This window comes from Bacillus sp. XB1 (assembly GCF_053557995.1).
The window spans coordinates 2,867,463-2,893,158 of sequence record NZ_JBNRIL010000001.1; the positions used below are offsets into that span (position 1 = coordinate 2,867,463).

The window sequence follows — 25,696 nt, forward strand, 5'->3', positions numbered from 1 at the left end:
GAGACGCTAATGTAAGCGTCTCTTTCTTATTATATTTTAACAACTGTTCTTCCTTTTAACTTTCCTTGCAATATAAGTGTAAACTTCTCCTCTAATTCTTCTAATGTACATTCTCCTGTATAAGATCTTAACTCTTTATTACTCCATTCATTTGCTAAGAGCGTCCACACATCACTTCTCACATCTGCTGGACATTGCACAGAATCTATCCCTAAAAGGCTTATGCCTCGTAAAATAAACGGATATACCGTTGTTTGTAATTCCTGGCCTGCCACATTACCGCATGTCGTTACACAACCACCATACTTTACTGTTTTTAAAGCTGTTTCTAACATACGTCCACCTACAGTATCAATAACTCCGGCGTATATCCCTTTTAACATCGGTCTTCCTGATTCATCATTCAATTCCGCGCGATGAATCACTTTTTTCGCTCCTAGACGTAGTAGCATATCTTTCTCTTCCATTTTTCCTGTCGCTCCTACTACGTTAAACCCTAACTTACTTAATATACTAACAGCTACACTGCCTACGCCGCCTGTAGCACCCGTTACTAAAACATCTCCCATATTAGGCTTGATTCCTGCCCCAATAAGCTTATATACCGACAACGCCGCAGTAAAACCTGCTGTCCCATACATCATACTTTCCTTTAATGACATTCCTTCTGGTAAAGGCACGACCCAAGATGATGGCACGCGAATATATTCTCCGAAACCACCAGAGGTATTCATACCTAAGTCATATCCCGTTACAATAACTTGATCTCCTGCTTTAATGGTAGCATCTTCACTACTCACAACTACTCCTGCAGCATCAATTCCTGGCGTATGAGGATATGTTCTCGTAACACCTTTATTACCAGTAGCTGAAAGAGCATCTTTATAATTTAATGAAGAATAATGAACTTGTATGAATACGTCTCCCTCAGGTAAACTACTTACTTCTCTCTCAACAACTTTTCTTACAAACTGATGATTTTCCTTTTCGTTCACAACGATTGCTCGGAATGATGTATGATTCATTATGCTCTCTCCTTTATCCGTCAAATTCTTCTTTATTATATAGAAGAAATAAGTAAGCTTACTCATTTCTTCTTGGCTATATTTCAACAAATCTTACTTCCCTATCACTTTCTCATAATATATATTTTCATTTCTACTAAAAGCCCTTATACTTATTCTACATCTGACAAATAATATATAGAAAATCTGACTTTTTATAAATATATTGAATTTTTACGAAATGTAAATGTTTTGTAATGTTTTTTTTCGCTAAATTTCATTATAATAAGTGGATATGAGTGTCGTATTTCAATCCAAATGAAGGAGTACAGGAAATGGAGCAAAACCCATCTTTGCAAGAAAATACACGCAATAAACCGAAAAAAAATAAGAAAAAAATAAAAATTATTATAAGCGCTATACTATTCGTTTTATTAATAGGCGGCGGTTATACTTGGTTTTTAGTAAATAAAGCATCTTCTGCTGTTCGAAATGCCGCACACGATTTAGCACGCGGTGATAAATCTGATTTACGTGATAAGGCTGTAAAACCTATTACAAACAATGTCTCTGTTTTAATAATGGGTGTCGATGAAAGCGATGTCCGTGGAAAAGAATATGGTGAAGCTATAAGAACAGACGCGCTTTTACTTGCAACATTTAATAAAGATAGCAAAACTGTTAAACTATTAAGTATCCCACGTGACACATATACTTATATTCCAATAGAAAAGAAAAAAGATAAAATTACACACGCTCATGCATTCGGTTCTGCTAAAAACGGAAAAAATGGTGGACCACAAGCAAGCATTGATGCAGTTGAAAAATTAATGAATGTTCCTGTCGATTATTTTGTAAAATTCAACTTTAAATCATTTATAAAAATCGTCGATGACTTGGGCGGTGTTGAAGTTGATGTACCAGTTGAATTTACTGAGCAAGATAGCAATGATAATGCTGAGGCTATTCATCTAGAAAAAGGTGTTCAAAAGCTAAATGGCGAAGAAGCTCTTGCTCTTGCTAGAACAAGGCACATCGATAGTGATGCAATGCGTGGACAACGTCAACAACTCGTTATCGAGGCTATTTTAAAGAAACTAACAAGTGTTGGTTCTGTAACAAAAGTTGGCAACATCATTGATGATATTAACGGACAATTCGTTACAAACTTAACATTTGATGATATGCTTTCATTCTATAAATATGGATCGGATTCGGAAATTGAGAAATTACAAATCCAAGGTGATGATTGCTACATGGCAAAAGGTGACGATACTTGTAGCAAATCTGCTGGTGGTGGTCGAACTTACTACTACAATCCAGATAAAAAAGAATTAGCTAATGTTACAAATGAACTTCGTACTCATCTTGGGCTACCTGCATATACAAAGTCTGACTCAAACTCTGATTCGAAAAAGACAAAAGAATCTAAGTCTGAAAATTCAAGTGAACGCGAATCAAATAACAATGAAGTGAAAAATAAGAACAAAAATAGCAGTGAAGATACAGAAACATCGTCTAATGACAATGAATAATATAGAAGCGGTTCTCTATGGAGGTAGAGAACCGCTTCTTTATATTCTTCCAAATATAAAAATCAGAACTTTCTAACTATCTTTTTTAATATTTTTAAATTATAATAAATAGTAGCAATCTATTCCAATTATCAGGGGGCTCATACATATGAAAGCTGCAGTAAAACATAACATCTCAGATTTTAAAGACTACTTAAAATCTAACGATATATACATGGAAGAAAATATAGATGAAAATGATGGCTCTGTTCATTTTTCAGTAGGATTAGAGACTGAAGCTGGCGCAAAGATTCAACTTATCGCTGCTTTCCAAAACGAACATCCTACGGTGGATATATACTGCTTCAATGTTGCTCACGTGCCTGATGCAACATCAACAAATGATATTTTACATGTCATCAATGAATTAAATACATCTTATCGCTTTGCAAAATTCACATTAAATAAGCAAAATGCAATTGATATTTCAACATCTCTTGCATTCTCAGAACCAAACTTTAATCCAGCACTTGTCTTTGAACATACGAGAATGCTATATAAATTAGCAAATGACGAATATAAAAACTTAATGAAAGTTATTTGGGCATAAAGTAAAACTATAATCCGTTAGGTTTACGGGCAATAAATAAAAGGATGGGCTGTAAGCAGCACCATCCTTTTATTTTGATATCATATCGATCCACATTTTAACAGCAGTGCCTACAATTAAAGTGGACAATACATATTGCAGTACTTTTTGATTTAGCCTCTTCCCGACTCGTGCTCCAAGTGGCGCAGCAAATATACTTGCAACCGCAATAATTAGAGCTGGAATGATAACTACTTGCCCAGTAACCATTTTTCCTGTAGTAATCCCTATTGAGGAAATAAACGTAATAGCGATAGATGTTGCGATCGTCATGCGCAGTGGTAATTTTAAAATAACTAGCATAATGGGAACTAAAAGGAACGAACCTCCAGCTCCTATAATGCCTGAAGCTCCCCCTACAACGAACGCTAACAAGCTTGCTAACCATTTATTATACTTCACATCTCCACTATTATTTTGTTTCGGTACAAACATCATAATAGCAGCAATTGTGGCTAAAGCTGCATAAACAACATTGACCGTATGTTCCGCTAATACGTTAGCACCAAAACTCCCTATGAAACTTCCTATTAATATACTAGCTCCCATATATACAACTAGCGTTTTATCCATATCATTACTTTTCCGATAGGCCCATGCCCCTGCAAAAGTTGCAAAGAATACTTGTACCGCTGTAATACCGCTCACTTCATGTGATGTATAGCCAGAAAATCCTAGCAATACCGGAATGTATAAGATCATCGGATAATTAATAATCGCACCGCCAATTCCAACCATTCCTGATATAAACGATCCTATAAATCCAATTATAAAAAGTAATACGACTAAGCTCATCTTACATCCCCTCCCTTCTAGAAAGAAGATGAATTAAATGAATAAGTTTACATTCCCATCCGAAGCATCTGCTAAATAAGCTCCTACTCCTGCAAACTCTACCCCTTCCATAATCTCTTCCTCCTTTAACCCTAATAAATCTACTGTCATTTGACAAGCGACAAGTTTAATCCCCTGTTCTTTCGCCAAATCGATTAAATCTGGTAAAGGCATCGCATTATGTTTTTTCATAATACCTTTAATCATCTTTGGTCCCATACCTGCAAAATTCATTTTTGATAATCCCATCTTATCCGCACCGCGTGGCATCATTTTTCCAAACACTTTTTCTATAAAAGTTTTCTTTACCTTCACATGCTCATCTTTCCTTAAAGCATTTAATCCCCAAAAAGTATGAAAAATAGTTACCTCTTGATCATACGCCGCTGCACCATTTGCAATAATATAAGCAGCCATTGCTTTATCATAATCTCCGCTAAATAAAACGATTGTTGTTTTCTTCTGTTGTTCCATGTTGTTCTCCCTCCGATTACCTATAGGGGTATTTTATCATTTATAAAAAGGCTCAAATCATGTATCCCTGTACTATACGACTTTACCTTCCCATGCTAACATACCACCTACCATATTAATTGCTTGAAAACCGTAGCTCTCTAAAAACTGAACTGCTCGTGCACTTCTTCCGCCAGAACGACAAACGATAATATACTCTTTCTTTTTATCCAACTCATGCATACGAAACTCTAATAGTCCTAGTGGAATATTACACGCTTCTGGAATTTTCCCTTCGGCTACTTCTTCTACTTCACGTACGTCCATGATATTTACTGCTTCTTTACGTAACAATTTTTCTTCCAATTCTTTTACTGTCATTTCTTTCATTTTAAACTCCCTCCTCACAAACCATTCATACCGCCTGAAACATTGATAACGTGCTGAAATCCTAATTTCTTTAATACCTTTGCTGCTTGCTTACTTCTCATTCCACTTTGGCAAATAACGATTACTTCCTTATTCTTATCTAATTGATTCGCCTTACTTGCTAGATCATTTAGGGGGATATTTTGAAAGCCTTTCATATGATTCCCTCTATATTCACCTACTGTACGGACATCAATAAAATACTTCCCTTTTTTCCCCACTATACTTTTCAATTCTTTGCCATTTATATTTTGAACACCTTTCACTGGTAAAAATCGTGAAATAACAAACCATGCAGCAAGTACAATGAAAAGCGTACTTAATATTGTGTTCATATAACCAACCTCTCTATATTTACAAAACTATTGCTTCACTACGCCTTCCTAATCCAAAACTTCAGCACATCGCCTTCTTCTTCAAGCTTTACGATGTCATGGCCACATTTATTTGCCCACGCTGGAATATCCTTAACTGACCCTTTATCCGTTACATGTATTTCTAACACTTCTCCAGTTTGTAGAGCATCCATTGATCTCTTTGTTCTTACAATCGGCATTGGACATGCTAAACCTTTCGCATCTAACACTTGTTTTATATTCATCATCAATTCCTCCATTTTTTATTTATTTCATTATTCGTGCACTGCACAACGATTTGGACCAATCTCCATTTCACGCTCTTTATCCACACTTGGGTGAATTTTACCCATATTGGTTTGACGAATTTCTTCATATGCATTTGGCTGAGGTGGTAAGTTTTCTGTTACAACTTTACGGAACTCTCCCTCATCCTCAATATTTAATCCTGCATTATGCTCAAATAAATCTTTTAATTTTGCACTAACGATACCACTTTCGTTCATTTCACTTATTTTTGAATAATGAGCCGGTAACACAACTAAATTTTGAGATAGCTCTTTATATCGGCTATACAAAGTATTACGTAAATCACTCACCCAATCTTCAGCCTTACCAGCAAGATCAGGACGCCCAATTGAATCTACAAATAAAATATCGCCTGATAATAAATAAGAATCATCTACAATGAATGACGTACTTCCAATCGTATGCCCTGGTGAGTATAATGCGTCAATTACAATTTTAGTACCCCCCACCGTAATAACAGATCCTTCAACAAGCGGTTCGTATGAGAAAACAACTTCCTCTGCATCTTTTGGTGGTAACCAATACGTACCACCTACCTTTTCCGCTAACTTACGTCCTCCGGAAATATGGTCTGCATGTAAATGTGTATCCATTACATTCGTAATCGTAACGCCATGCTCTTTCGCAAACTCTTCGTACGCTTCAACTGTTCTTACTGCATCAATAACTGCTGCTTCACCGTTTGAAATAACCATATATGATAAGCAACCTTTTCCAAGACGGTTAAACTGATACATACTTCCGCCATCTTTTAAATCTCCCACTTTTATAGGCTTTACATATTCACTCCAAGCCTTCATACCACCAGATAAATAGTAAATATTTTCTAATCCAGCCTCTGTTAATTGCTCTGCCACAAATATAGAAGACCCTTCTTTTGCACATACTACTAAAACATCTTTATCTTTAGGTAGTTCACTGACAATATGATCTACACCATCTAACAAGTCAAAATAAGGTTTATTAATAGAAGAAACTTGTTTCCCTTCAATTTTCCAATCTTCATAATCCGCCTCATTACGAACATCTAAAATGAATAACTCTCCGAATAACACTTTCTCTGCCACATCTTTTGCTTGTAACGGTTTAACACTCACTCTATTACCCCCATAGGTATATTTTTATTCAAAAAATTTATTTCTCTATATTCCCTTGCCACTCTAACATACCTGGAATGACATTTTTCACATTTGAATAACCTTTCTCTTTCAACATTTGGCAAGCTATATCACTGCGATTACCAGTTCGGCAAATAACATAAATTTGCTTCGTCTTATCTAATACTGCGCTGTCTAATTCACCTAATGGTACCGAAATGGCGGATGGAATATGACCAAAAGCAAATTCCGCTGCTTCGCGAACATCTAATACAATGCTCTCTTCTCCATGAGACAATATAGACTGTAATTCTGCATTCGTAATTGTATGTGGATATTTCACAATTTCATTCACTTCATGCTCTTTTGCTTTCCTAACATAATGCACCAATACATCATCCTCGTGTTTCGTCCCGATATATTGATGTCCTACTTTACCCGCCCAACTTTTTATATCTACCGTAGATCCTTTATCTGTTGCCTGAACTTCAATCACTTGCCCTGGTGCTAATCCTTCTATCGCCTTCTTCGTTTTCACAATCGGCATCGGACAAGCCAACCCTTTACAATCTAAACTCATATCCACTTTTATACTCATAATTGATTCCTCCACAACTTATATACATATACCTGTAGGGGTATATTAAAATGTTTTTGAAAATCTGTCAACAATTATATTTGACAGATTATCGGCTTTTTACAAGTAATTGAACAGCTTCTTTAATTAACTCTTCATTTGAACCATTACCACTTTCAAACTGCTCACGCAAACATTGCTCTAAATTAGTCCCAACAACGAGCCCAATTGTACGATCAAGGGCAGAACGAGATGCCGTTAACTGTGTAATAACCTCTCGGCAATCTTTTCCTTCTTCCATCATACGAAGCACACCACGAACTTGACCTTCAATACGTTTCAATCTATTTTTCATATCTTGATTATATTCCATCCTATAATCACCTCATTACCATTATGTCACTATTTATAACCTATGACAATATATTATACCCTATAGGGTATTTTGTAAACCCCTATTTTTAATATTTATCTTATATGTTCACAAAACAAGAAGTGAAACCTTACTATATAGGCTTTCATCTTCCACCAAATTTTGAAGTGGAAGATGAAAAAATATTAATATACAACACATTCTGGTACTACTGTTCCGTATAATTTAAAGCCACCATCTAAGTTCTTTACCTTATATCCTTTTTCCATTAACATGCGCGCTGCAACATACCCTCTCATACCAAGTTGGCAAGTGATATATATTTCTTTGTCCATTGGCACTTCATCCAATCGATCACGTAATTCATCTAACGGAATATTAATAGAGTCTTTAATCATTCCCTGTTTTAGTTCATTAGGCTCTCGAACATCAATAAGATATCCACCATTTTTAACAATGTGATCTATTTCATGCCATTGCACTGTGTCCACAAAACCATCTACTATATTACTTGCCGCATACCCCACCATGTTTACTGGGTCTTTTGCAGCAGAATAGGGCGGGGCATATGATAATTCTAAATCCGGCAAATCGATTACAGTTAAGTTTGCCTTCATTGCCGTTGCAATAACATCAATACGCTTATCTACACCATCACGCCCTAACGCCTGCGCTCCATAAATTTTTCCGCTTTCTTTATTAAAGATTAATTTTATTAGCACAGGCGTAGCATTCGGATAATATCCCGCATGAGAATTTGCCTGTACATGTACTACCTCATAGGGTATATTTAGTCGTTTTAATATTTTCTCATTCACTCCAGTCGAAGCAACTGTTAAATCAAAAACTTTAGCCACAGAAGTTCCCATCGTACCTTTATATAAAGAATCCGTATGACCATGAATAATATCTGCTAACATGCGACCTTGACGATTAGCTGGCCACGCTAAAGGAATCATCGTTTCTATTTCTGTAACAAAATCTTTCACTTCAATCGCATCACCAATTGCATATACATATGGGTCAGATGTTTGAAATTTCTCATTTACCTTTATCGTTCCTCTAACTCCTAATGCTAATCCTGCCTCTTTCGCTAAACTACTCTCTGGTTGTACACCAATTGCTAAAATAATCATATCTGTTTTTATAACTGAGCCACTTTTTAAACGTACAATAGCCCCGTCTTCTTCTAACGCATCTACACCATCTTCTAAAACAAGCTCAACATTGTGATTTCTCATATGTTCATGTACGTATGCTGCCATTTCATAATCGATTGGTGGCATTACTTGATTCGCCATCTCTACAAGAATAACATCAATCCCGCGTTCTCTTAAATTCTCAACCATTTCCACTCCAATAAATCCTCCACCAATAACCGTCGCATGACGTGGTTTCTTCTCATCAATATACGCTTTTATACGATCTGTATCAGGTACATTTCGTAACGTAAACAACGCCTTCGCTTCTTCAATGCCCGGAATAGGTGGAACAATTGGTTTCGCCCCTGGTGAAAGAATCAAAACATCATATTCCTCGTTATATGTTTCATCTGTAGTTACATTCTTTATCGTAATTGTTTTCTCTTCTTTATTAATCTTTACAACTTCACTCAATACACGTATATCTAAATTAAAACGTTTTGACATCCTTTCAACAGTTTGTACTAATAACTTTTGTCTTTCTGTAATGACACCGCCAATATAATATGGCAATCCACAGTTTGCGAACGAAATGTATTCACCGCGTTCAACCATAATAATTTCATCTTCCTCACTTAAACGACGAAGCCTTGCAGCTACTGATGCCCCGCCAGCAACTCCGCCTACTACAACAATTTTTCTAGACATATTTCAAACCTCCATGTTATTTATTATTTAATTTTTTCATGTATCACACAAAAACCTATACCTGTATGGGTATATAATAGAGTATGAAAAATTTAATTTCAATCAATATGTCTTTCTTTCACAAATTTGAAACAAAAAAGAACTTAGATATTTCCAAGTTCTTTTTCATATAGTTCTGTTCTATAACTTTCTTTACTATTACATCAATACCTAAAGATGGTGTAGTATGAGGGAATACTTGTTTTAGATAACTGAACTACACCTACATTTAAATTTCCAAACTCAATAGTTTCACTTGAAGTTGAATATATTTCGCTTAAAATTCTTAAATACCACAATCTAAGAAAATGACTCCAAATGGATTTACTATATTTATTCAGACCATCTTTTAATATTATTAAACACATTGTCTGTTATCCGATTTCCAAAATTCATATTTTTATTTCCTCTTGTATGAATGGCTATTATTTTGATACCTGTATCAAAATAATGATATACAGGTGATCCACTTTGCCCTTCATAAGTATCAATCTTGTATGTTAGTCTGCTAGGATTAACACCTTCAATTGGACCATAATCTCTCCACATTGTGTAACGTTCATTTCCTATTTTATCAGCTGGATATCCAGGAATCACCGCAAGTAAACCTTTTGGTGATTCTACATAGGTAGTTCTATATCCAAACCAACCCGTATAATCTCCTGGAGACCCATTTAATTTAATCGTTCCATAATCATAATTTGAATTTTCGTTATCAGTCCATCCACTTACCGAGTAAAGTTTTGTTCCTTTATAAGGTAAATACGGTGCTTGTCCTCCATTACGTCCTGGAGTTACAATAACATTTGTCGCCCATCCACCAATTTCTTTATTGTAAATACAATGTCCAGCTGTCAGCACTGTATCTTTACTAATTAGTGCTCCTGTACATCCATAAATTTCTCCACTATTATACTGAGTTGCTATATGGACTACAGCACTATACGGATATGAAGTTGTATCATTAACCCGTATTCGATCATCTATTCCTATAACAGAATAGGTAAGAATGTTAGGTGAATAATTTAACTTCGTATTTTCTAAGAAGGCTCCCCAATCTTCCCCACCATGTTTACGCCCTTCAAATGAAGGTGAAACAAGATCTTCTCCCCTTCGATCATTACTATACAAAGATTGTTCTTGAAAAAGTACACGTTCTCCCTCATTTGAAACTGATGTCCACGGTACATCTTCTGCATACACCTTCTGATTCACCAAAAATACTGTACAAAAAAAGATAAAAAGAACACCAAAACTATAAAGAGCCAACCTACATCTTATAGAAATAAAGCTATCCAACATAACTTACCTCCTATACAAATGATAGCGAACAATTGAAGATCCCTTTATAAATTCTAGTTTTTCTTTTTTTAGAAGTCAATGTAATTAATAATGATTATCATCATTAATTACATTGACTTAACAAAATCAAACAATAAGTCATATTCTTTACTCTGCGTTCAAAAACCTGTCTCATTAAAGTTTCACCATATTACATAAATCCATAACCTTTTTCACAATCAACTCCGCAGTATTCTCTCCCGGTGGCATTAACAAATTTGTAACTGTTCCATACACAATAGGACTTAATTCTACTTCATATCCGCCATATGCATATTCGTCTTTTGTCGGTAAATAACCAAGATATCCGTTCATATATCCACCAAAGAAAGCCAATTCATTTTGAAGGCTCTCTTTCATTGCTAAGGCAGTTTCTGAAAAAGGTTCCATCGGTATACCTGAAAACATACCACCATTAACTTGAAACAGTTGAACTTCTAAATCTATACGTAACTTCCGAATACCTTGCCTATATTTCTCTAATACGATAGCAAGCCATTCATCCGTATTCACGCCCCACTGCTTCTCGGCTAATCGAGCCATGCTTCGTATCTCATCAATTTCAGGAATATCCTTCAACTTCATTTGCATCATACTTGAAACTGTCCTTAATTTTACAATTGGACTATATGTAACTGTTGGTAACATCGTTAATACATGTCCACTAAGTATGTAAGCCATTTGTTTTAACGCTTCCCTTGAACCGCGATATTTCGCATTCACATTTCCAGCGGCACCTTGAACAATAATAACAGGGCAGTTCACTATCTGCTCTAGAATCTCTCTCGTTATTCCAGGATAATCTGCTGATAATTCATCGCTATCACCTTTTAAAACATTCGGATGCGCAGTACAAAATACTATAATCCCAGATAGCTCCTTCGTTTCAGCATTTCTGATTGCCAACATGCCAATTCGTTTATCTACAACACCCTCAATATTTGTTCCCATCTTTGCTCTTCCATCAGATGTTCTCTCTCGTCGGTTTACACCGATATCACCTGTCGTAACACCCCATCCAACTTCGCATCGCTTTAAATTGTTATTTGCAGTAACAGCACCATGTACTACATTATTTACTAAAATCATTTTATACGACTGCACTAGCGGATCATCACCGACTGTCTCTGGACCGGAATGCGTATGAGTATAAACAACCGTTATTCGCTCAAATGGCACATGAAGCCTACTTGCTACTCGCTCACGAATCATATTCGTATCTTCTACTAACATCCCAATATTATCGATACTTATAAACACAGTTTTCATTTCATCTTTTTCAAATACAAAAACTGTCCCATAAATACGCTCTTCAATATTATTTATTCCTGTCTCTCTATGATATCCGACAAAATCAATACCTACAGGCGGCGTAATATCAACCTTACATACCCCTATTTTGCTCATTTAAATCACTCCATTTCTCTATATAACTCCCTTTTTTCAAGAATAGCATATTTAACTTGGTTCCAAATAAAAAGAACGGACACAGTATCCTATGTCCGTTCTTCCCCTCACACATACTTCCGATGCACCATCTTACCATCATAAGAAAACACAACGCCCTTACTCTCCACAATGGACTCCATATGCACCGTTCTTCCCCATAGTTGATGAAGATATGGTAATACTTTTTCTAAGTATTTTAAATCGAGCTCGATTCCTTCGTAACTATGTTTAATGTATAATTCTCCGTTCTTTAAGTAGTCTCCATCTTCTACTACTAAGTACGGGAACCCACCATTTGTACGCATATTTACGAGTTGATCACGTACATTTTCCCATTCTTTATCTATTACCTTATATTCTTTTCCTTGGCGCTGGAATAAGTACATATCTTCTCGCATAACAAGATCTTTATTTAAGTAGTTTCTTAAGAACGATACGTCCCATTCAATTTCGCGTACTTCAAACATTTTGTCACGGCCCGATCCTGGTTTTACGCCCCGTCGCTTCATTTCTTCAGTCGGATTGTTGTACCGTTCTTCAATATCTTCAAAGATTTTAATACCGAGGTAGTATGGATTAATACTTGTTTTTGATGGCTGAACGACACCTGCATTTAGTTTCGCAAATTCAATTGCTTCATCAGAGGTTAAGTCCATTTCACGAAGTATGCGTTGATGCCAGTAGGATGCCCAGCCTTCGTTCATGATTTTCGTTTCAAGCTGCGGCCAAAAATATAACATTTCTTCGCGCATCATCGTTAATATATCACGCTGCCAATCTTCTAACTCACGGCTATATTCTTCAATAAAGAGAAGTAAATCCTTCTCTGGTTGCGGTGGGATTTTCTTCTTTTTACGTATATTAGAGCGCTCTTGTTTTTTATTTCGGTTATCTAAATTCCATAAATCATCGTATTGCGATACCTTTTTCTTTTCTACTTCTTCCTCTTCTAAATCATCAATACTCCATGCGAGCTTCGGACGCATAAGCGACGGATCAATATGCTCTTGAATGGCAAGTACGGCATCTAAAAATGTTTCTACCTCTGCTTTTCCATACTTATGCTCATAAGCTTTCACACGGTCCGCTGTTGCGGCCATACTCTCTACCATATCTCGCTTCGTATTTGAAAAACGAATATTATTTTTGAAGAAGTCACAGTGTGCTAAAACGTGCGCTACAATTAATTTGTTTTGAATTAAAGAGTTCGTATCTAATAAAAAGGCGTAACATGGATCAGAGTTAATAACGAGTTCGTATATTTTACTAAGTCCTAAATCGTATTGTAATTTCATTCTGAAAAATTGTTTTCCAAAACTCCAATGTGAAAACCTTGTCGGCATCCCATATGCACCAAATGTATAAATAATTTCCGCTGGACATATTTCATAACGCATCGGATAAAAATCAAGCCCAAATCCAGTCGCAATTTCCGTAATTTCCGCAATCGCATATTGCAGTGCTTTATCGTCACTTGCTCTCATTATTTTCCCTCCTTACACTTTCCCTTAAGAAAGTGTATGATGAAGAACAAGCTTTCATGAGGATTGATTGCATAATAAAAAGACACCCCCGCAAAAACGAGAATGTCTCATCTATTAACCTTCAATAATCTCCATCTTCTCCGTAATCGGAGTACGTGCTTTTCCTTCTGGCGCTTTATCGAAATAGCCGATATGAAGAATTCCAACGATACGTTGGCCTCTTGTTAAACCGATTCCTTCTATAAATAATGGATTGTAGTTTAATCCGCCTGATTTCCAAACGCAACCTAATCCGCGTTCCCAAGCAAGAAGTTGGAAGTTTTGCATGAATGCACATGTTGCAGCATAATCTTCATCACGTTGAATTTGACGCGGATCTTCATTTATATATACAACGATTTGTGCAGGCGTGCTTAAAAAACGATCTGATAAAATTTTACCGCGTTTCGCTCTTTCTTCTTCCGTGAAAGAGTTTAATACTGCATCTACTAATTTCTTGCGGCCTTCTCCGATGTATAGTTTACAATTCCATGGTTCACGGTGCTTATGATTTGGTGCCCATGTTGCATCGTTTAATAGTTCAATTAATAAATCTTTTTCTACTGCTTTGTCTGTAAATGTACGAACAGAGCGTCTTTCTTTAATCACATTAGCGATGGAAGTATATGTAGTCATATTTATCTCTCCCTTATTTTTATCTATATGTATAAGTTTATCGTCATCATTGATATTGATTTTCAATTTCGATTATACCTTAGTTTTTTACTATTAATCAATGTTTTATGTTGGAAAACTTCTAAAAACGTCATTTCATACTGTGAATAAAAAAACTTGATTTGTTCACAAGTATTTCACATTTTATGGAAATGATATGTGTACAGTTTTCTACATTATCCATCTAGGAGGAGTTTACATGTACAAAAAAATCGCTGTTTGTATGACTATGGCAGCATTATTATGCGGGATATCCACCTTCCCTACATCCGCTGCCACACCAAAAGAAGTAACAATGCATCACCATAAACCAATTCCAGAAGAAGAAGTGCAATCGCTAGAAAAACTCGGCTATAACAAACATGAAATTTGGAAAGCTGCTCATATTGCAAGAATTAGTAATAAAGAAATAAAAGATGTTTTAGCTTACTATAAGCAAAATAAATCTTGGGAGAAAACAGCCGAGCATTTCGGTGTAGATCCAAGTAAGCTGAAAAAGCATCATATGAATAAAGAAACAAAGCAAGCACTGCTACAACAGTTAGCAACTATGCAAAAATCCACACCTGATCAGCTAAAGCAAAAAATGAAAGAATATAACATCAAATTGCGTCATCTTACTGTGTTAACAATCATCTCTCAAAAAAGCAATACCCCTCTTGATGATGTATTAAAGATGAAAAAAGATGGAATGGACATTAAACAAATTGCCGAAAAATTAAATGTAAAAAGAGAAGATATACGAGCGGAAATGATGAAATTAGTGAAGTCTATTAAAGAACAAAAAACAAATTAAACTGCTAAAAAGGAAGAGGCTTTCACCACTCTTCCTTTTCTTTATGAACTTTCAATTTTTAAGTATAAATTCCCGTCTTTCCCAAAAACTAACACAAGTAAATGATGTAAGTTAGGGGTGAGAAAATGTTCGGTTTATCATCTAAGAAATCAAAAAAGACTAATACAAAAACACTTTGTTCTATTCCAGAATTTATACAAACCATGAAAGAATCAAGCGATTTTGTCTCTTATAATATACTTAAAGATGAAACGTTGTGCTTGTTTTATTATAAATCTGTCGTGGAAGCACTTATTATTAAACAATTCATTTTAACTCCTATAAAAAAGGAATCGGAACAAATCCAAAACATCTCTGATTTATGTAATATTATCTCTATTGAAGACATTATTACCTCCCCTTCTATTGATGATATTCGTGAAAAATTATTAGGTGGATATATTTTAATACGCTTAAAAAACAATTCGAATCCTGATCAATATGCTTTAATTCGTGCCGAAAGTACTGTTTTAGGAAAACGATTATATAACGATACAGAAAATGAGTATAGCGTAATCGGGCCTAAAATCGGTTTCGTTGAAAACCTTGATACAAATATCCACTTATTACGCCGAAATATCGTAACGGAGCAACTCATTTTTAAAGAAGTTACCGTCGGATCTATATCAAAAACGAAAGTAGCAGTTGCTTATATAGAAGGAATTACAAATGAACAATTTGTCAACACCGCAATTCAACGGCTAGAAGACATTGACTTTGATGTCCCATTTGATTCAACTATGATTGAGCAATTTATTAGTGATAATAGCAATTCACCTTTTCCTGTTCTATTACCTACAGAACGATTAGATCGAGCTGTATTTGCATTAATTAACGGGGAAGTTTTAATTTTAACAGATGGCTCTCCATATGCTTTATCAGGACCAACAACGTTACTGGATTTTTTCATTTCACCAGAAGATTATTATTTACCGTGGATGATTGGATCGTTCTTTCGTATTATTCGTTTTTTCGGAGCTATATTTTCTCTTTTTTCCTCCGCTATTTATACAGCGGCTTTAACATATCATTATCAAATGATCCCTGCCGATCTACTAGGTCCTATTATTTTCTCGAGAGCTAACGTACCTTTCCCTCCTATTCTAGAAGCACTCTTTTTAGAAATTACAATCGAATTGCTTCGTGAAGCAGGGGCGCGTTTACCAACAAAAGTCGGACAAACGATCGGGATTGTTGGGGGGATTGTAATTGGCCAAGCATCTGTTGAAGCAGCTTTAACAAGTACAATTTTATTAATTGCAGTTGCTTTATCCGCCCTTGCATCTTTCACAACACCGACTGTAAAGATGTCTTCTACTATCCGGTTGTTACGCTTTCCGCTTATTCTCTTAGCCGGTGCATTCGGAGGATTAGGCCTCGCTGTCGGATTTGTATTTATTTTAGCTCATTTAATTAAATTAAAATCGCTTGGATCACCTTATTTGTTACCTTTATATCCATTTCGTGGTTTAGGTACAGCAGAAGGTTTTCTTCGATTACCATTTAGTCAAACGGCACAAAGACCTTCTTTTCTTAGACCAAAATCAAAATGGCGCTACAATCCAAACAAATCGAAGCAAAAACGTGATGGTGAGAATGAATGAAAAAAATTTTATTGCACCTTATCATTATCTTCTTCGTTTTACAAACTGGCTGTACACAAACGTATATAGTGGATGCACAGCGTATTATTCATATTGCTGGATTTGACATCACAAAAAACAAAAAATTCCAAGGAACTATTCTATTCCCAGAGTACACACATGGTGTAAAGTCTAAACCAGAGACGCAAACAACATCTGCCCGTTCACTTGAAACAATTGCTTCACGATTAAATGCGAAATCTCCTCACAATGTTGTTGTAGGTCAAATGCGTGTCGTCCTATTTGGAAAGGCTCTAGGGGAACGCGGAATGGGAGAGGTTATTACTAACTTACAACGTGACCCAAATATCGGGCGTGATGTACAACTAGCCATTGTAGATGGATCGGCTGAAGAGCTTTTAAATTACGGGAAAAAAAATGGGTCTTTATATATTGCTGATTTACTCGAGCAAAATATAAGAAATGAGAACATTCCACAAACTGAATTAAACATTTTTTTATATAATTATTACTCTTCTGTATGTGATGCCTATGTTCCTTATATTAAAATGGACGATAATCATTCTGTCGCTGTCAAAGGACTTGCCTTTTTAAAAGACGATAAAGTCGTCATGTATACGGATAAAAGACATTCTGTTTTAGCAAAATTACTTATTAATCCTACGAAAAATGGACGTTACGAAGCAGCAATAAAAAAGGATAAACATAAAGGTATGGTTGTGATACAAAACTTAGCTGGGAAAAACAAATATGATATAGATCAAACTGGCGACATACCAAAAGTAAAAATCCATTTAAAATTAAATGGATTAATTAAAAACTCTCCTAATTGGATTGATTTAAGAAAAGAAACAAATATCAACTATATAAAAAAACAAATTGAACGAAATGTCGAAAAAGACTGTGAAGATTTAATAAAACAATTTCAAGAAAAGGAAATTGATCCGTTAGGAATACGAGATGAAATTAGAAGCCATACGAGAAAATGGAATATAAGACAAATTCGAAATATGTATAAAAATGTAGCGGTAGATATAAATTTAGATCTTAATATTGTACAATCTGGAATCGGAGAATAGTGAGGTGAAATAAGCAATGAATACAATGAATAAAACAAAGACAGTATCTCCATATTTTGCATTTATTTTATTGCATTCTCTCCAGATTGGTATAGGAATTCTCGGATATCAACGTGTAATTTTGAAAAATGCAGGTTATGATGCTTGGATTTCTCTTATTATTGCAGGTATTGCAACTCATATTGTACTGTTTTGTATGTTAAAAATGCTTGAAAAAGACGGAGATTTAATTAGTATTCATACAACAACCTTTGGAAAATGGGTTGGCTCTATATTTTCTGTAATTTTCACTCTTTATTGCTTATTATTTTGCCTTACTGTTCTTCGTACATATATGGAAGTGATACAAGTTTGGATTTTCCCTACCATTAAGTTATGGAAGCTTACGCTTATGTTTTTATTAGTCACTTACTACATTATAAAAGGTGGCTTCCGTTCTGTGACAGGGATATGTTTTTGGGGTATTGTTCTTCCTATGTTCGTTGTATTCTTTTTAGTCTATCCGATGAAGTATGCACATTTTCGTAATATTTTACCTATTTTTACACATTCACCTTTTGACATGCTTATATCTGCAAAACACTCTGCATTGGAATTTCTAGGGTTTGAAACAATTCTTATCTTTTATCCCTTTATTGAAAAAGGAAAATCTTTAAAAAGATGGGCCCATGCTGGAATTGCTTTTAGCACTTTAATTTATGTAGTTTTAGCTATCGTATCTTTTATGTATTACAGCGAGGGACAATTAAACCGTACTATTTGGCCTACTTTAACGATGTTAAAAATAATTAAAGTTCCTTTTATTCAGCGCTTTGAATATATTATTATTTTCGTTTGGTTTTTAATTATTTTACCAAACCTTTGCTTAACCATTTGGTCATCATGTCAAACGATGAAGCGTTCCTTTCATATTTCATTTAAATTTACATTACCGTTTTTTATTTTCATCATATTTTCAGCTTCTCTACTTTTCACAAACCGTGAAAGTATCAACACATTAAATACCGTACTATCTCAAGCGGGTTTATATATTGTATACGCTTATATCCCAATTTTATTTCTATTCCATTCGCTAAGATGGCGCTTCAAAAATCAGTCAAAAAAATCTTCAACCGATACACCGTAATCTCTGATACAATTTGATTAATACATTTGTAAAGGGGACAAGCGAATGAAAAAGTATGTATTTTCTTTACTTGCAGTACTAAGCTTAATTCTTGCTGGATGCGGAAGTACTGGTACAAATGACCAAAAATCTTCTGAATCAAAACAAGAAGAACATGACCACGCATCGCACACTCAGCAAGCTGACATTCAAGAGAAAACAAAAGGAGTCGACACACTTCCAACCTTCCTAGATAAGCTTGATCCACAAATGAAAGATATCTACACCGTCGCTGGACAAAATGCAGAGCTATTAGATTGGATTCCATGCTATTGTGGTTGCGGTGAAAGTGTAGGACATAAAAATAATAAAAACTGCTTTATTCGTGAAATTAAAAAGAATGGTGAAGTTGTTTGGGACTCCCATGCAACGACTTGCGTCAATTGCCTAGAAATTGCAGTTGAATCTGCTTCCATGAAACAAAAAGGAAAATCAACGCTTGAAATTCGTAACTATATCGATAATAAATACAAAGAAGGCTATGGCAAACCAACACCTACGCCAATGCCAAAAGCTTAAAAAACGAGGGAATTCCTCGTTTTTTCTTTTCATTCTCATTTTTTCTTAACAAATTCTTTCAAGTGTATTTCTCCTTACTTATCACACACTATATATAACTCTCGGTAAGGAGGGTACACAGTGCAAACATATAACGACTATGATAAAGCTCTCTATTACACGTATTGCTGTAATTGGGATAAATTACTCGTTCTCATGGTTCAAACGAACGATCAATTATTTTCTAAGCGTATTGAGCATTTTTTACACGCTTATCAATACAGCAAGGAACTGCCAGAAGTTGATAAACAATTGCAGCTCCTATTTCAATATATTGACCACGCATCCCAAAAGTCGCATGTAGAAGAAGTAGAACAAATTCAAATGTAAACTATAGCGCTATTCTCTTCCGGAGAATGGCGCTTTTTTTAAATTTTTATATCAATAAAAGTTTCTCCTCATAAAACTTTTATTGATAAACATATTTTTTCTTTCTTTTCCATACCACTTCATACTATAATTTAGTATGTAACTATTATAAGAGAGGTATAAAATATGGGACGAGAAAAAAAGCAAGAATATGCTTTACTTACCGCATGGGGAGCTTCTTTTATCGCTACACTGGGAAGTCTTTATTTTTCCGAAATCATGAAATTTGAGCCTTGTGTACTTTGTTGGTATCAACGTATTTTTATGTATCCATTCGTTTTATGGCTCGGTATCGCTGTAGCAAAAAAAGATTATCGCATCGCAAGTTATTCTTTACCAATTGCAAGTATTGGTGCTTGTATTTCTTTATATCACTATGCAATTCAAAAAGTCCCAGCGTTTTCAGCTGCTGGAGCAGCTTGCGGTCGTGTACCCTGCACCGGAGAATTTATAAACTGGTTTGGTTTTATTACAATCCCGTTTTTAGCACTTATCGGCTTTATTACAATCGCTGTTTGTAGCTTTATTGTCATCAAAAACAAATAAGGAGATGAAAGAATGAAAAAAATGCTTATATTTGGTGGTATTATTATCGCCTTGTTTGCGGCAATTTTCGCTGTAACACAAATGGAAGAAAAAAACGCTTCAACTAGCCAAAAGATTGATAATCCTACTGAAAGTAAGACAAACGGTCCTGACTACTACACAAATAAAATCTCTCTTTCAGATCTTCAAAAGAACTTAAAAGAGAAAAAAGAAGAAACAGTATACTTTTATCAAACATCTTGCGTTCATTGCCAAAAATTATCTCCTGTCCTAGTGCCAATGGCTAAAGACTTAAACGTTGATATGAAAGTTATGGATATTGAAAAATTAGATGCTCCTTGGGATGAATATAAAATTCAAGGAACACCAACAATCATTCATTTTAAAGATGGCAAAGAAGTGAGCCGTATTAGCGGTGAACAGCCGAAAGATAAATTAAAAGAATGGCTTGAGCAAACGAAAAAGTAACGAGAAAAGGAAACTCCTTCTACACATGAAATGGGTGTAAAATCCCACACTAATGTATAAGGAGGGGTTTTTATGCCAGAAGTAAGATGTTCTGTTTCCAACTGTTCTTTTTGGGGACAAGGTAACTTTTGTCAAGCAAGTGCGATCATCGTTCAGCCTGATGCAGATGAAACTGGTCAAACTGAAAATGATTCATATACAGCTGCTGTTTTAACAAACGAGACGCTAGAAAGTTCTGTAGCAACGAGTGTAGAGACTTGTTGTCATACATTTAAGCCTAAATATTAAACAAAAAAGCATACGATTCATCGTATGCTTTTTTACATTCCCCTCCAAAAATCATGCATAATAAAAAAGTACAAAATAACGAGAACGGCCGTCCCGCATAAGGTAATGCGCCGATATATACTCTTCTCTCCTTCCCTCGCTTTCACAAACGCCCAAATAAATCCGAAGAACAATATTAAATCAACATATGGAACATAAAAAGAAAAGACGAGAAACGCATATAAATACACGATAAATAAACAGGTCGTTACTAAAAAAACTTTAAACGCAAATTCACTTTTCATAATATAACCGCCCCCTATCTGTACTGTATTATATTCAGCAAAATACAATAGTTGCAGTTAAACTCCAAGTATAAATAAGCTACCGTCTATAATACGGTAGCCATTACGGAACATTGTATTTCCGTTTATATATATTACTTAAAATCGAAGAAGGAATTTGCTCGTAACGAATTTTCTCTCCTGTTTCATCTATAATATACGAATTGTTTCCTATATAATATATTCCGTCTTTGCGTTTTGAGTACACTGGATATCTTTCATTTGGCAATACCGTTTTCACTTTCGTTAACTGTCCATTTGGTTCTTGCCAATATATATCCGCGCGGTCTACTAGCGTTAGTACTCCAATTTGTTCTTCTTCTATTTTTCGACCATTCCAGCTCACAACGCGATAACCAAGCTTATTCGCTTCATATTCGGGGCTCGTATGAAAACGAGAAATGATTACTTTTGTTTGTAATTGTACTCTGTCATATAACCATTGTATATCCCTGTCATGCATGCGAATACAACCATTTGATTCCCTACTTCCAATCGTCCATTCCCGGTTCGTCCCGTGAATCGCATATTCATTCTTATCTAGTCCAAGCCACCTCGTACCGAGAGGGTTATTCGGTGCACCCCCAGGTATTTTTTTTCGATGGTATTCTTTATTTTTAAATTTAGTTATAATACAAAAGTTACCTTCAGGCGTAGGTGTACGATCTCTTCCAGTCGTTACTGGAAATGTTTTTGTATAATTTCCATTCTCAAAAAAAGACAACTGATTTGTCGTAAGATTCACTAATATTAAATGATCTGTATTAGCAAAAGCACTAACCGGTAGGATGAAAAATAATAGTATGACGAAACATAACTTTTTCAGCTATATCCCCCCTAGCGCTCACTATAATAAGTGGAATTAACATTACTTTGCTCTTATAAATGAAAACTATCCATTTACAATAACGCCCCCATTTACATGTATCATTTGTCCAGTAACATAAGAAGAATCACCAGACGCTAAATATACGTATGCCGGCGCTAACTCATATGGTTGACCAGGCCTTTGCATTGGGACATTGCTCCCAAACTGAGAGACTTTCTTCTCATCAAAGCTCGATGGAATAAGCGGTGTCCAAATCGGTCCTGGTGCAACACCATTTACCCGAATCCCTTTTTGCACTAACGATTGAGAAAGTGATCTTGTAAAAGCTACGATTGCTCCTTTCGTCGCGGAATAATCAATTAACGTTTCATTTCCTTCATATGCAACGATAGATGCCGTATTTATAATGACATCCCCTTTCTTCAAATGAGAAAGGGCTGCTTTCGCAACGTGAAAATAAGAAAAAATATTAATACGAAAAGTCTTTTCTAGCTGTTCTGCTGTAATATACTCTAGTCCTTGCTGCGGATATTGCTGCGCGACATTATTTACTAAAACCTGTAAACTACCTAGCTGCTGGACGGTCTCTTGAACAACATCTTTACAATGCTGTTCATCACTTAAATCACCCGGCAACAATACACACTTTACACCTTCTTTCTCAACATATTGCTTCGTCTCATTAGCATCTTCTTCCTCATCTAAATAAGCAATCGCAACATTTGCTCCTTCTTTTGCAAAAGCGATGGAAACTGCTCGTCCAATTCCGCTATCTCCCCCTGTAATTAATACATTCTTTCCTTTTAACTTTTCGCTACCTTTATAATTGGGATCTTCAAACTGTGGTAGAGGATTCATTAATGATTCAATACCAGGCTGCTTATTTTGATGTTGCGCAGGCATTGTTATAAAGTTTTTTTGCTGTGGCATAGCTGCTTTCAACTCCTTTTCCTTAGCATGTGCACAATAAAAAGCTGAAATTCACACATCGGTTTACGATTAATATTCGAATTTAAGACACAAAATATGAATTGTTATAAACTTTTTATGCAAAACTATTGCAAAATAGATAAAAAACGAATATTATATATAACTGTTGTGAAAATTATTCGTAAACAGAAAGGATGTTTATATGTTTAACCTTTCAAAACATAAAACTTCTATTAAAACTGAAATTATGGCAGGTATTATTACCTTCTTAACAATGGCATATATCATTGTCGTAAACCCTGTTATCCTTGGAGATGCAGGTGTTCCATTTGAACAAGCATTTACAGCAACAATTATTGCTGCTGTTGTCGGAACATTATTTATGGCAATCTTTACAAACTTACCAATCGCAATCGCGCCAGGTATGGGATTAAATGCTTACTTCTCTTACTCTGTTGTAAAAGCGCATGAAGGCATGACTTTCGCAATTGCATTCTCTGCTGTATTCGTAGCAGGTATGATTTTAATTTTGCTATCATTTACATCTTTCCGTACAAAATTAATGGAAGCAATTCCTGAAAACTTAAAACATGCAATTACTGCTGGTATCGGGTTATTTATCGCCTTTATCGGTTTACGATTAACTGGTATCGTTACAAAAAATGATGCAAACTTAGTTGGACTTGGTGATCTTCACTCTGCTCCAGTTCTACTAGCATTAGCTGGACTTGGAATTACTATTATCCTTATGTCTTTAAATGTAAATGGCGCACTATTTATCGGTATGCTATTAACTGGTATTATCGCTTTCTTCACAGGACAATTAACATTCTCAAACGGTGTTACATCAATGCCTGGATTACCAGAAGGAATTATCGTTTCAAATCCAATTACTGCTGTATCTGACGTAATTAACTACGGATTATACGGCGTTGTATTTTCATTCTTCCTTGTTACATTATTTGATACAACAGGTACATTACTTGGGGTAGCTCAACAAGGTGGATTTATGAAAGACGGAAAACTCCCAAAAGCTGGACGAGCTCTTCTATCTGACTCATTCTCAGCAACTATTGGTTCTATGTTCGGAACGACACCATCAACAGCTTACATTGAATCATCTGCTGGTGTTGCAGCTGGTGGTCGTACTGGTTTAACAACTGTTACAGTAGCTGTTCTATTCGCACTAGCAGCATTCTTCGGACCATTAGTAAGTGCTGTCTCTGGTGTATCAGCTATTACTGCTCCATCATTAATTATCGTTGGTAGTCTTATGATGGGTTCAGTTCGCCACATCGATTGGGACGCATTTGATGAAGCATTCCCAGCATTTTTAGTAATCTTAAGCATGCCTCTTACATCAAGTATCGCAACAGGTATCGCACTTGGATTTATTTCATATCCACTTATGAAAGTGGCAAAAGGTAAATTCCGTGCTGTTCACCCACTTGTATATGTATTTGGAATTTTGTTTGCTTATCAATTGATATTCTTACCACATTAAAAAAGTAGAGCATCGAAATCCGATGCTCTACTTTTCTTTTACAACAATCATTCAAAATATGAAGAAGGTTATAACCTTTTAATACTTCTCTTCTACCTTTAATTCTTTACTATACTTTTGAATGAAAACTGATGAAATAACCATTACTATGCCCACACTAAAACCAATAAGTTGATCTATTAACATTTCATCATGAATAAACCAGCGAAGTAAAAATACGCTACCAAAAATAAACATCATAATAAACCCAATATGCCTAAGTCCTTTATAGACATTTTCCATATGTATCACCTCTTCACATAACATTATCCATATTATACCATGCAACCATCAAGTAACCGTATCGTCCTCTGACAATATGCAGCTACCTTTTGATCATGTGTAACAACTAGCACTGTTTTTCCTTCTTTATTAATCTCTTGTAAAATACTCATAATTTTCTCCCCATTTTCTTGATCAAGAGCACCAGTCGGTTCATCAGCAAGTATAATTTTTGTATCTTGTGCTAAAGCCCTTGCTATTGCTGTTCTTTGCTGTTCTCCTCCTGATAACTCGTAAGGATATTTGTTAATATGCCTCTCAAGCCCTACCATTTTCAGCATTTTTTTTGATATTTGCATACGTTTCTTATGAGAAATTCTTCTATATATAAGCGGAAGCATTACATTGTCAACAACTGTATAATCATCTAATATAGTAGGTTACCGCTTAGAGTTGGATAGAATG

General features: G+C 35.4%; 30 protein-coding genes and 1 pseudogene. 12 read left to right on the plus strand and 19 right to left on the minus strand.

From position 1 onward, the window contains the following. Window positions 1-29 precede the first annotated feature (29 nt). Window positions 30-1,025, minus strand: coding sequence for a YhdH/YhfP family quinone oxidoreductase (locus ACK1U5_RS14725; protein WP_001016957.1), 996 nt, complete (start codon window positions 1,023-1,025; stop codon window positions 30-32). Window positions 1,026-1,339: 314 nt separating this feature from the next. On the opposite strand from ACK1U5_RS14725, the gene ACK1U5_RS14730 reads away from it, so the two are divergent. Then, window positions 1,340-2,539, plus strand: a complete 1,200-nt coding sequence (locus ACK1U5_RS14730; RefSeq protein WP_000437392.1) for an LCP family protein — start codon at window positions 1,340-1,342, stop codon at window positions 2,537-2,539. A 148-nt stretch (window positions 2,540-2,687) separates the two neighbouring features. Continuing rightward, a complete protein-coding gene (locus ACK1U5_RS14735) occupies window positions 2,688-3,128 on the plus strand; it encodes a hypothetical protein (protein WP_000642362.1) in 441 nt (146 codons plus the stop codon). A gap of 69 nt (window positions 3,129-3,197) precedes the next feature. Here ACK1U5_RS14735 and ACK1U5_RS14740 read toward each other — a convergent pair whose 3' ends face one another. The 13 genes from ACK1U5_RS14740 to ACK1U5_RS14800 form a co-directional block, all read right to left on the minus strand. Next, window positions 3,198-3,962: a sulfite exporter TauE/SafE family protein gene (locus tag ACK1U5_RS14740; protein ID WP_000060714.1), complete on the minus strand. Its 765-nt coding sequence runs from the start codon at window positions 3,960-3,962 to the stop codon at window positions 3,198-3,200. Between the two features lie 33 nt (window positions 3,963-3,995). Next, the gene (locus tag ACK1U5_RS14745; RefSeq protein ID WP_000437728.1) at window positions 3,996-4,475 is read right to left on the minus strand and encodes a DsrE/DsrF/DrsH-like family protein; all 480 of its coding nucleotides are present in this window, start codon (window positions 4,473-4,475) and stop codon (window positions 3,996-3,998) included. Window positions 4,476-4,547: 72 nt separating this feature from the next. After that, a complete protein-coding gene (locus tag ACK1U5_RS14750; RefSeq protein ID WP_000661814.1) occupies window positions 4,548-4,844 on the minus strand; it encodes a rhodanese-like domain-containing protein in 297 nt (98 codons plus the stop codon). Window positions 4,845-4,858: 14 nt separating this feature from the next. Beyond that, on the minus strand, window positions 4,859-5,218 hold the full coding sequence (locus ACK1U5_RS14755; protein WP_001092317.1) for a rhodanese-like domain-containing protein: 360 nt from the start codon (window positions 5,216-5,218) through the stop codon (window positions 4,859-4,861). Window positions 5,219-5,256: 38 nt separating this feature from the next. Further along, window positions 5,257-5,487 carry a sulfurtransferase TusA family protein gene (locus ACK1U5_RS14760; RefSeq protein WP_002098804.1) on the minus strand — a complete coding sequence of 77 codons (231 nt, stop codon included), beginning with the start codon at window positions 5,485-5,487 and terminating at the stop codon, window positions 5,257-5,259. A gap of 27 nt (window positions 5,488-5,514) precedes the next feature. Beyond that, window positions 5,515-6,645 carry an MBL fold metallo-hydrolase gene (locus ACK1U5_RS14765; protein WP_000114053.1) on the minus strand — a complete coding sequence of 377 codons (1,131 nt, stop codon included), beginning with the start codon at window positions 6,643-6,645 and terminating at the stop codon, window positions 5,515-5,517. 37 nt (window positions 6,646-6,682) lie between these two features. Next, entirely contained in the window at window positions 6,683-7,243 is a 561-nt protein-coding gene (locus tag ACK1U5_RS14770; RefSeq protein ID WP_113710802.1) for a sulfurtransferase TusA family protein, read from the minus strand. An 88-nt stretch (window positions 7,244-7,331) separates the two neighbouring features. After that, window positions 7,332-7,595, minus strand: a complete 264-nt coding sequence (locus ACK1U5_RS14775) for a metal-sensitive transcriptional regulator (RefSeq protein WP_000456206.1) — start codon at window positions 7,593-7,595, stop codon at window positions 7,332-7,334. Window positions 7,596-7,780: 185 nt separating this feature from the next. Further along, complete coding sequence (gene cdr, locus ACK1U5_RS14780; protein WP_000087580.1) at window positions 7,781-9,445, minus strand: CoA-disulfide reductase; 1,665 nt, start codon at window positions 9,443-9,445, stop codon at window positions 7,781-7,783. A gap of 372 nt (window positions 9,446-9,817) precedes the next feature. Further along, on the minus strand, window positions 9,818-10,786 hold the full coding sequence (locus ACK1U5_RS14785; RefSeq protein ID WP_000887279.1) for a trypsin-like serine peptidase: 969 nt from the start codon (window positions 10,784-10,786) through the stop codon (window positions 9,818-9,820). Between the two features lie 174 nt (window positions 10,787-10,960). Continuing rightward, complete coding sequence (locus ACK1U5_RS14790; protein WP_113710803.1) at window positions 10,961-12,232, minus strand: neutral/alkaline non-lysosomal ceramidase N-terminal domain-containing protein; 1,272 nt, start codon at window positions 12,230-12,232, stop codon at window positions 10,961-10,963. A gap of 107 nt (window positions 12,233-12,339) precedes the next feature. Then, a complete protein-coding gene (gene spoVR / locus ACK1U5_RS14795) occupies window positions 12,340-13,758 on the minus strand; it encodes a stage V sporulation protein SpoVR (RefSeq protein WP_001202701.1) in 1,419 nt (472 codons plus the stop codon). 114 nt (window positions 13,759-13,872) lie between these two features. After that, window positions 13,873-14,433: a nitroreductase family protein gene (locus ACK1U5_RS14800; RefSeq protein WP_000214819.1), complete on the minus strand. Its 561-nt coding sequence runs from the start codon at window positions 14,431-14,433 to the stop codon at window positions 13,873-13,875. Between the two features lie 238 nt (window positions 14,434-14,671). Between ACK1U5_RS14800 and ACK1U5_RS14805 the strand changes: the two genes are divergently transcribed. The 9 genes from ACK1U5_RS14805 to ACK1U5_RS14845 all read left to right on the plus strand — a co-directional run bounded on the left by ACK1U5_RS14805 (window position 14,672) and on the right by ACK1U5_RS14845 (window position 21,384). Continuing rightward, window positions 14,672-15,268, plus strand: a complete 597-nt coding sequence (locus tag ACK1U5_RS14805) for a hypothetical protein (RefSeq protein WP_000276968.1) — start codon at window positions 14,672-14,674, stop codon at window positions 15,266-15,268. A 125-nt stretch (window positions 15,269-15,393) separates the two neighbouring features. Further along, window positions 15,394-16,911: a spore germination protein gene (locus ACK1U5_RS14810; protein ID WP_000467489.1), complete on the plus strand. Its 1,518-nt coding sequence runs from the start codon at window positions 15,394-15,396 to the stop codon at window positions 16,909-16,911. Continuing rightward, complete coding sequence (locus ACK1U5_RS14815) at window positions 16,908-17,990, plus strand: Ger(x)C family spore germination protein (RefSeq protein ID WP_113710804.1); 1,083 nt, start codon at window positions 16,908-16,910, stop codon at window positions 17,988-17,990. Before ACK1U5_RS14810 ends, ACK1U5_RS14815 begins: the two co-directional genes overlap by 4 nt. A 16-nt stretch (window positions 17,991-18,006) precedes the next feature. After that, window positions 18,007-19,116 (plus strand): GerAB/ArcD/ProY family transporter, encoded by a 1,110-nt coding sequence (locus ACK1U5_RS14820; RefSeq protein WP_001095041.1) that lies wholly within the window; start codon window positions 18,007-18,009, stop codon window positions 19,114-19,116. A gap of 45 nt (window positions 19,117-19,161) precedes the next feature. Beyond that, complete coding sequence (locus ACK1U5_RS14825; protein WP_000761029.1) at window positions 19,162-19,674, plus strand: PCYCGC domain-containing protein; 513 nt, start codon at window positions 19,162-19,164, stop codon at window positions 19,672-19,674. 120 nt (window positions 19,675-19,794) lie between these two features. Then, window positions 19,795-20,043 carry a YhdB family protein gene (locus ACK1U5_RS14830; protein ID WP_001195459.1) on the plus strand — a complete coding sequence of 83 codons (249 nt, stop codon included), beginning with the start codon at window positions 19,795-19,797 and terminating at the stop codon, window positions 20,041-20,043. Between the two features lie 165 nt (window positions 20,044-20,208). Then, window positions 20,209-20,628 carry a disulfide formation protein C gene (locus tag ACK1U5_RS14835; RefSeq protein ID WP_000532264.1) on the plus strand — a complete coding sequence of 140 codons (420 nt, stop codon included), beginning with the start codon at window positions 20,209-20,211 and terminating at the stop codon, window positions 20,626-20,628. A gap of 12 nt (window positions 20,629-20,640) precedes the next feature. Next, complete coding sequence (locus ACK1U5_RS14840) at window positions 20,641-21,096, plus strand: thioredoxin family protein (protein ID WP_000738440.1); 456 nt, start codon at window positions 20,641-20,643, stop codon at window positions 21,094-21,096. Window positions 21,097-21,168: 72 nt separating this feature from the next. After that, complete coding sequence (locus ACK1U5_RS14845; protein WP_001115481.1) at window positions 21,169-21,384, plus strand: DUF1540 domain-containing protein; 216 nt, start codon at window positions 21,169-21,171, stop codon at window positions 21,382-21,384. Window positions 21,385-21,416: 32 nt separating this feature from the next. Here ACK1U5_RS14845 and ACK1U5_RS14850 read toward each other — a convergent pair whose 3' ends face one another. The 3 genes from ACK1U5_RS14850 to ACK1U5_RS14860 all read right to left on the minus strand — a co-directional run bounded on the left by ACK1U5_RS14850 (window position 21,417) and on the right by ACK1U5_RS14860 (window position 23,466). After that, window positions 21,417-21,668 carry a hypothetical protein gene (locus ACK1U5_RS14850; RefSeq protein WP_000834195.1) on the minus strand — a complete coding sequence of 84 codons (252 nt, stop codon included), beginning with the start codon at window positions 21,666-21,668 and terminating at the stop codon, window positions 21,417-21,419. A gap of 103 nt (window positions 21,669-21,771) precedes the next feature. Further along, window positions 21,772-22,533, minus strand: coding sequence for a L,D-transpeptidase (locus ACK1U5_RS14855; protein WP_033682769.1), 762 nt, complete (start codon window positions 22,531-22,533; stop codon window positions 21,772-21,774). A 66-nt stretch (window positions 22,534-22,599) separates the two neighbouring features. Further along, a complete protein-coding gene (locus ACK1U5_RS14860) occupies window positions 22,600-23,466 on the minus strand; it encodes an SDR family oxidoreductase (RefSeq protein WP_001136259.1) in 867 nt (288 codons plus the stop codon). A gap of 202 nt (window positions 23,467-23,668) precedes the next feature. Here ACK1U5_RS14860 and ACK1U5_RS14865 point away from each other — a divergent pair, with 202 nt between their 5' ends. Further along, entirely contained in the window at window positions 23,669-24,970 is a 1,302-nt protein-coding gene (locus ACK1U5_RS14865; protein WP_000482710.1) for an NCS2 family permease, read from the plus strand. A gap of 78 nt (window positions 24,971-25,048) precedes the next feature. On the opposite strand, the gene ACK1U5_RS14870 is transcribed toward ACK1U5_RS14865, so the two are convergent. Both ACK1U5_RS14870 and ACK1U5_RS14875 read right to left on the minus strand, forming a co-directional pair. Next, on the minus strand, window positions 25,049-25,252 hold the full coding sequence (locus ACK1U5_RS14870; protein ID WP_000432804.1) for a hypothetical protein: 204 nt from the start codon (window positions 25,250-25,252) through the stop codon (window positions 25,049-25,051). A gap of 32 nt (window positions 25,253-25,284) precedes the next feature. After that, window positions 25,285-25,668, minus strand: a pseudogene (locus ACK1U5_RS14875) (ABC transporter ATP-binding protein); the annotation flags it as partial. Window positions 25,669-25,696 lie beyond the last annotated feature (28 nt).

Coding starts and splice junctions, on each gene's coding strand:
- ACK1U5_RS14870 (WP_000432804.1), bottom strand. CDS start 25,252: ATGGAAAATGTCTATAAAGGACTTAGGCATATTGGGTTTATTATGATG.
- ACK1U5_RS14815 (WP_113710804.1), top strand. CDS start 16,908: ATGAAAAAAATTTTATTGCACCTTATCATTATCTTCTTCGTTTTACAA.
- ACK1U5_RS14740 (WP_000060714.1), bottom strand. CDS start 3,962: ATGAGCTTAGTCGTATTACTTTTTATAATTGGATTTATAGGATCGTTT.
- ACK1U5_RS14825 (WP_000761029.1), top strand. CDS start 19,162: ATGAAAAAGTATGTATTTTCTTTACTTGCAGTACTAAGCTTAATTCTT.
- ACK1U5_RS14745 (WP_000437728.1), bottom strand. CDS start 4,475: ATGGAACAACAGAAGAAAACAACAATCGTTTTATTTAGCGGAGATTAT.
- cdr (WP_000087580.1), bottom strand. CDS start 9,445: ATGTCTAGAAAAATTGTTGTAGTAGGCGGAGTTGCTGGCGGGGCATCA.
- ACK1U5_RS14850 (WP_000834195.1), bottom strand. CDS start 21,668: ATGAAAAGTGAATTTGCGTTTAAAGTTTTTTTAGTAACGACCTGTTTA.
- ACK1U5_RS14820 (WP_001095041.1), top strand. CDS start 18,007: ATGAATACAATGAATAAAACAAAGACAGTATCTCCATATTTTGCATTT.
- ACK1U5_RS14770 (WP_113710802.1), bottom strand. CDS start 7,243: ATGAGTATAAAAGTGGATATGAGTTTAGATTGTAAAGGGTTGGCTTGT.
- ACK1U5_RS14810 (WP_000467489.1), top strand. CDS start 15,394: ATGTTCGGTTTATCATCTAAGAAATCAAAAAAGACTAATACAAAAACA.
- ACK1U5_RS14805 (WP_000276968.1), top strand. CDS start 14,672: ATGTACAAAAAAATCGCTGTTTGTATGACTATGGCAGCATTATTATGC.
- ACK1U5_RS14845 (WP_001115481.1), top strand. CDS start 21,169: ATGCCAGAAGTAAGATGTTCTGTTTCCAACTGTTCTTTTTGGGGACAA.
- ACK1U5_RS14750 (WP_000661814.1), bottom strand. CDS start 4,844: ATGAAAGAAATGACAGTAAAAGAATTGGAAGAAAAATTGTTACGTAAA.
- ACK1U5_RS14785 (WP_000887279.1), bottom strand. CDS start 10,786: ATGTTGGATAGCTTTATTTCTATAAGATGTAGGTTGGCTCTTTATAGT.
- ACK1U5_RS14840 (WP_000738440.1), top strand. CDS start 20,641: ATGAAAAAAATGCTTATATTTGGTGGTATTATTATCGCCTTGTTTGCG.
- spoVR (WP_001202701.1), bottom strand. CDS start 13,758: ATGAGAGCAAGTGACGATAAAGCACTGCAATATGCGATTGCGGAAATT.
- ACK1U5_RS14725 (WP_001016957.1), bottom strand. CDS start 1,025: ATGAATCATACATCATTCCGAGCAATCGTTGTGAACGAAAAGGAAAAT.
- ACK1U5_RS14760 (WP_002098804.1), bottom strand. CDS start 5,487: ATGATGAATATAAAACAAGTGTTAGATGCGAAAGGTTTAGCATGTCCA.
- ACK1U5_RS14730 (WP_000437392.1), top strand. CDS start 1,340: ATGGAGCAAAACCCATCTTTGCAAGAAAATACACGCAATAAACCGAAA.
- ACK1U5_RS14835 (WP_000532264.1), top strand. CDS start 20,209: ATGGGACGAGAAAAAAAGCAAGAATATGCTTTACTTACCGCATGGGGA.
- ACK1U5_RS14755 (WP_001092317.1), bottom strand. CDS start 5,218: ATGAACACAATATTAAGTACGCTTTTCATTGTACTTGCTGCATGGTTT.
- ACK1U5_RS14735 (WP_000642362.1), top strand. CDS start 2,688: ATGAAAGCTGCAGTAAAACATAACATCTCAGATTTTAAAGACTACTTA.
- ACK1U5_RS14775 (WP_000456206.1), bottom strand. CDS start 7,595: ATGGAATATAATCAAGATATGAAAAATAGATTGAAACGTATTGAAGGT.
- ACK1U5_RS14860 (WP_001136259.1), bottom strand. CDS start 23,466: ATGCCACAGCAAAAAAACTTTATAACAATGCCTGCGCAACATCAAAAT.
- ACK1U5_RS14790 (WP_113710803.1), bottom strand. CDS start 12,232: ATGAGCAAAATAGGGGTATGTAAGGTTGATATTACGCCGCCTGTAGGT.
- ACK1U5_RS14800 (WP_000214819.1), bottom strand. CDS start 14,433: ATGACTACATATACTTCCATCGCTAATGTGATTAAAGAAAGACGCTCT.
- ACK1U5_RS14865 (WP_000482710.1), top strand. CDS start 23,669: ATGTTTAACCTTTCAAAACATAAAACTTCTATTAAAACTGAAATTATG.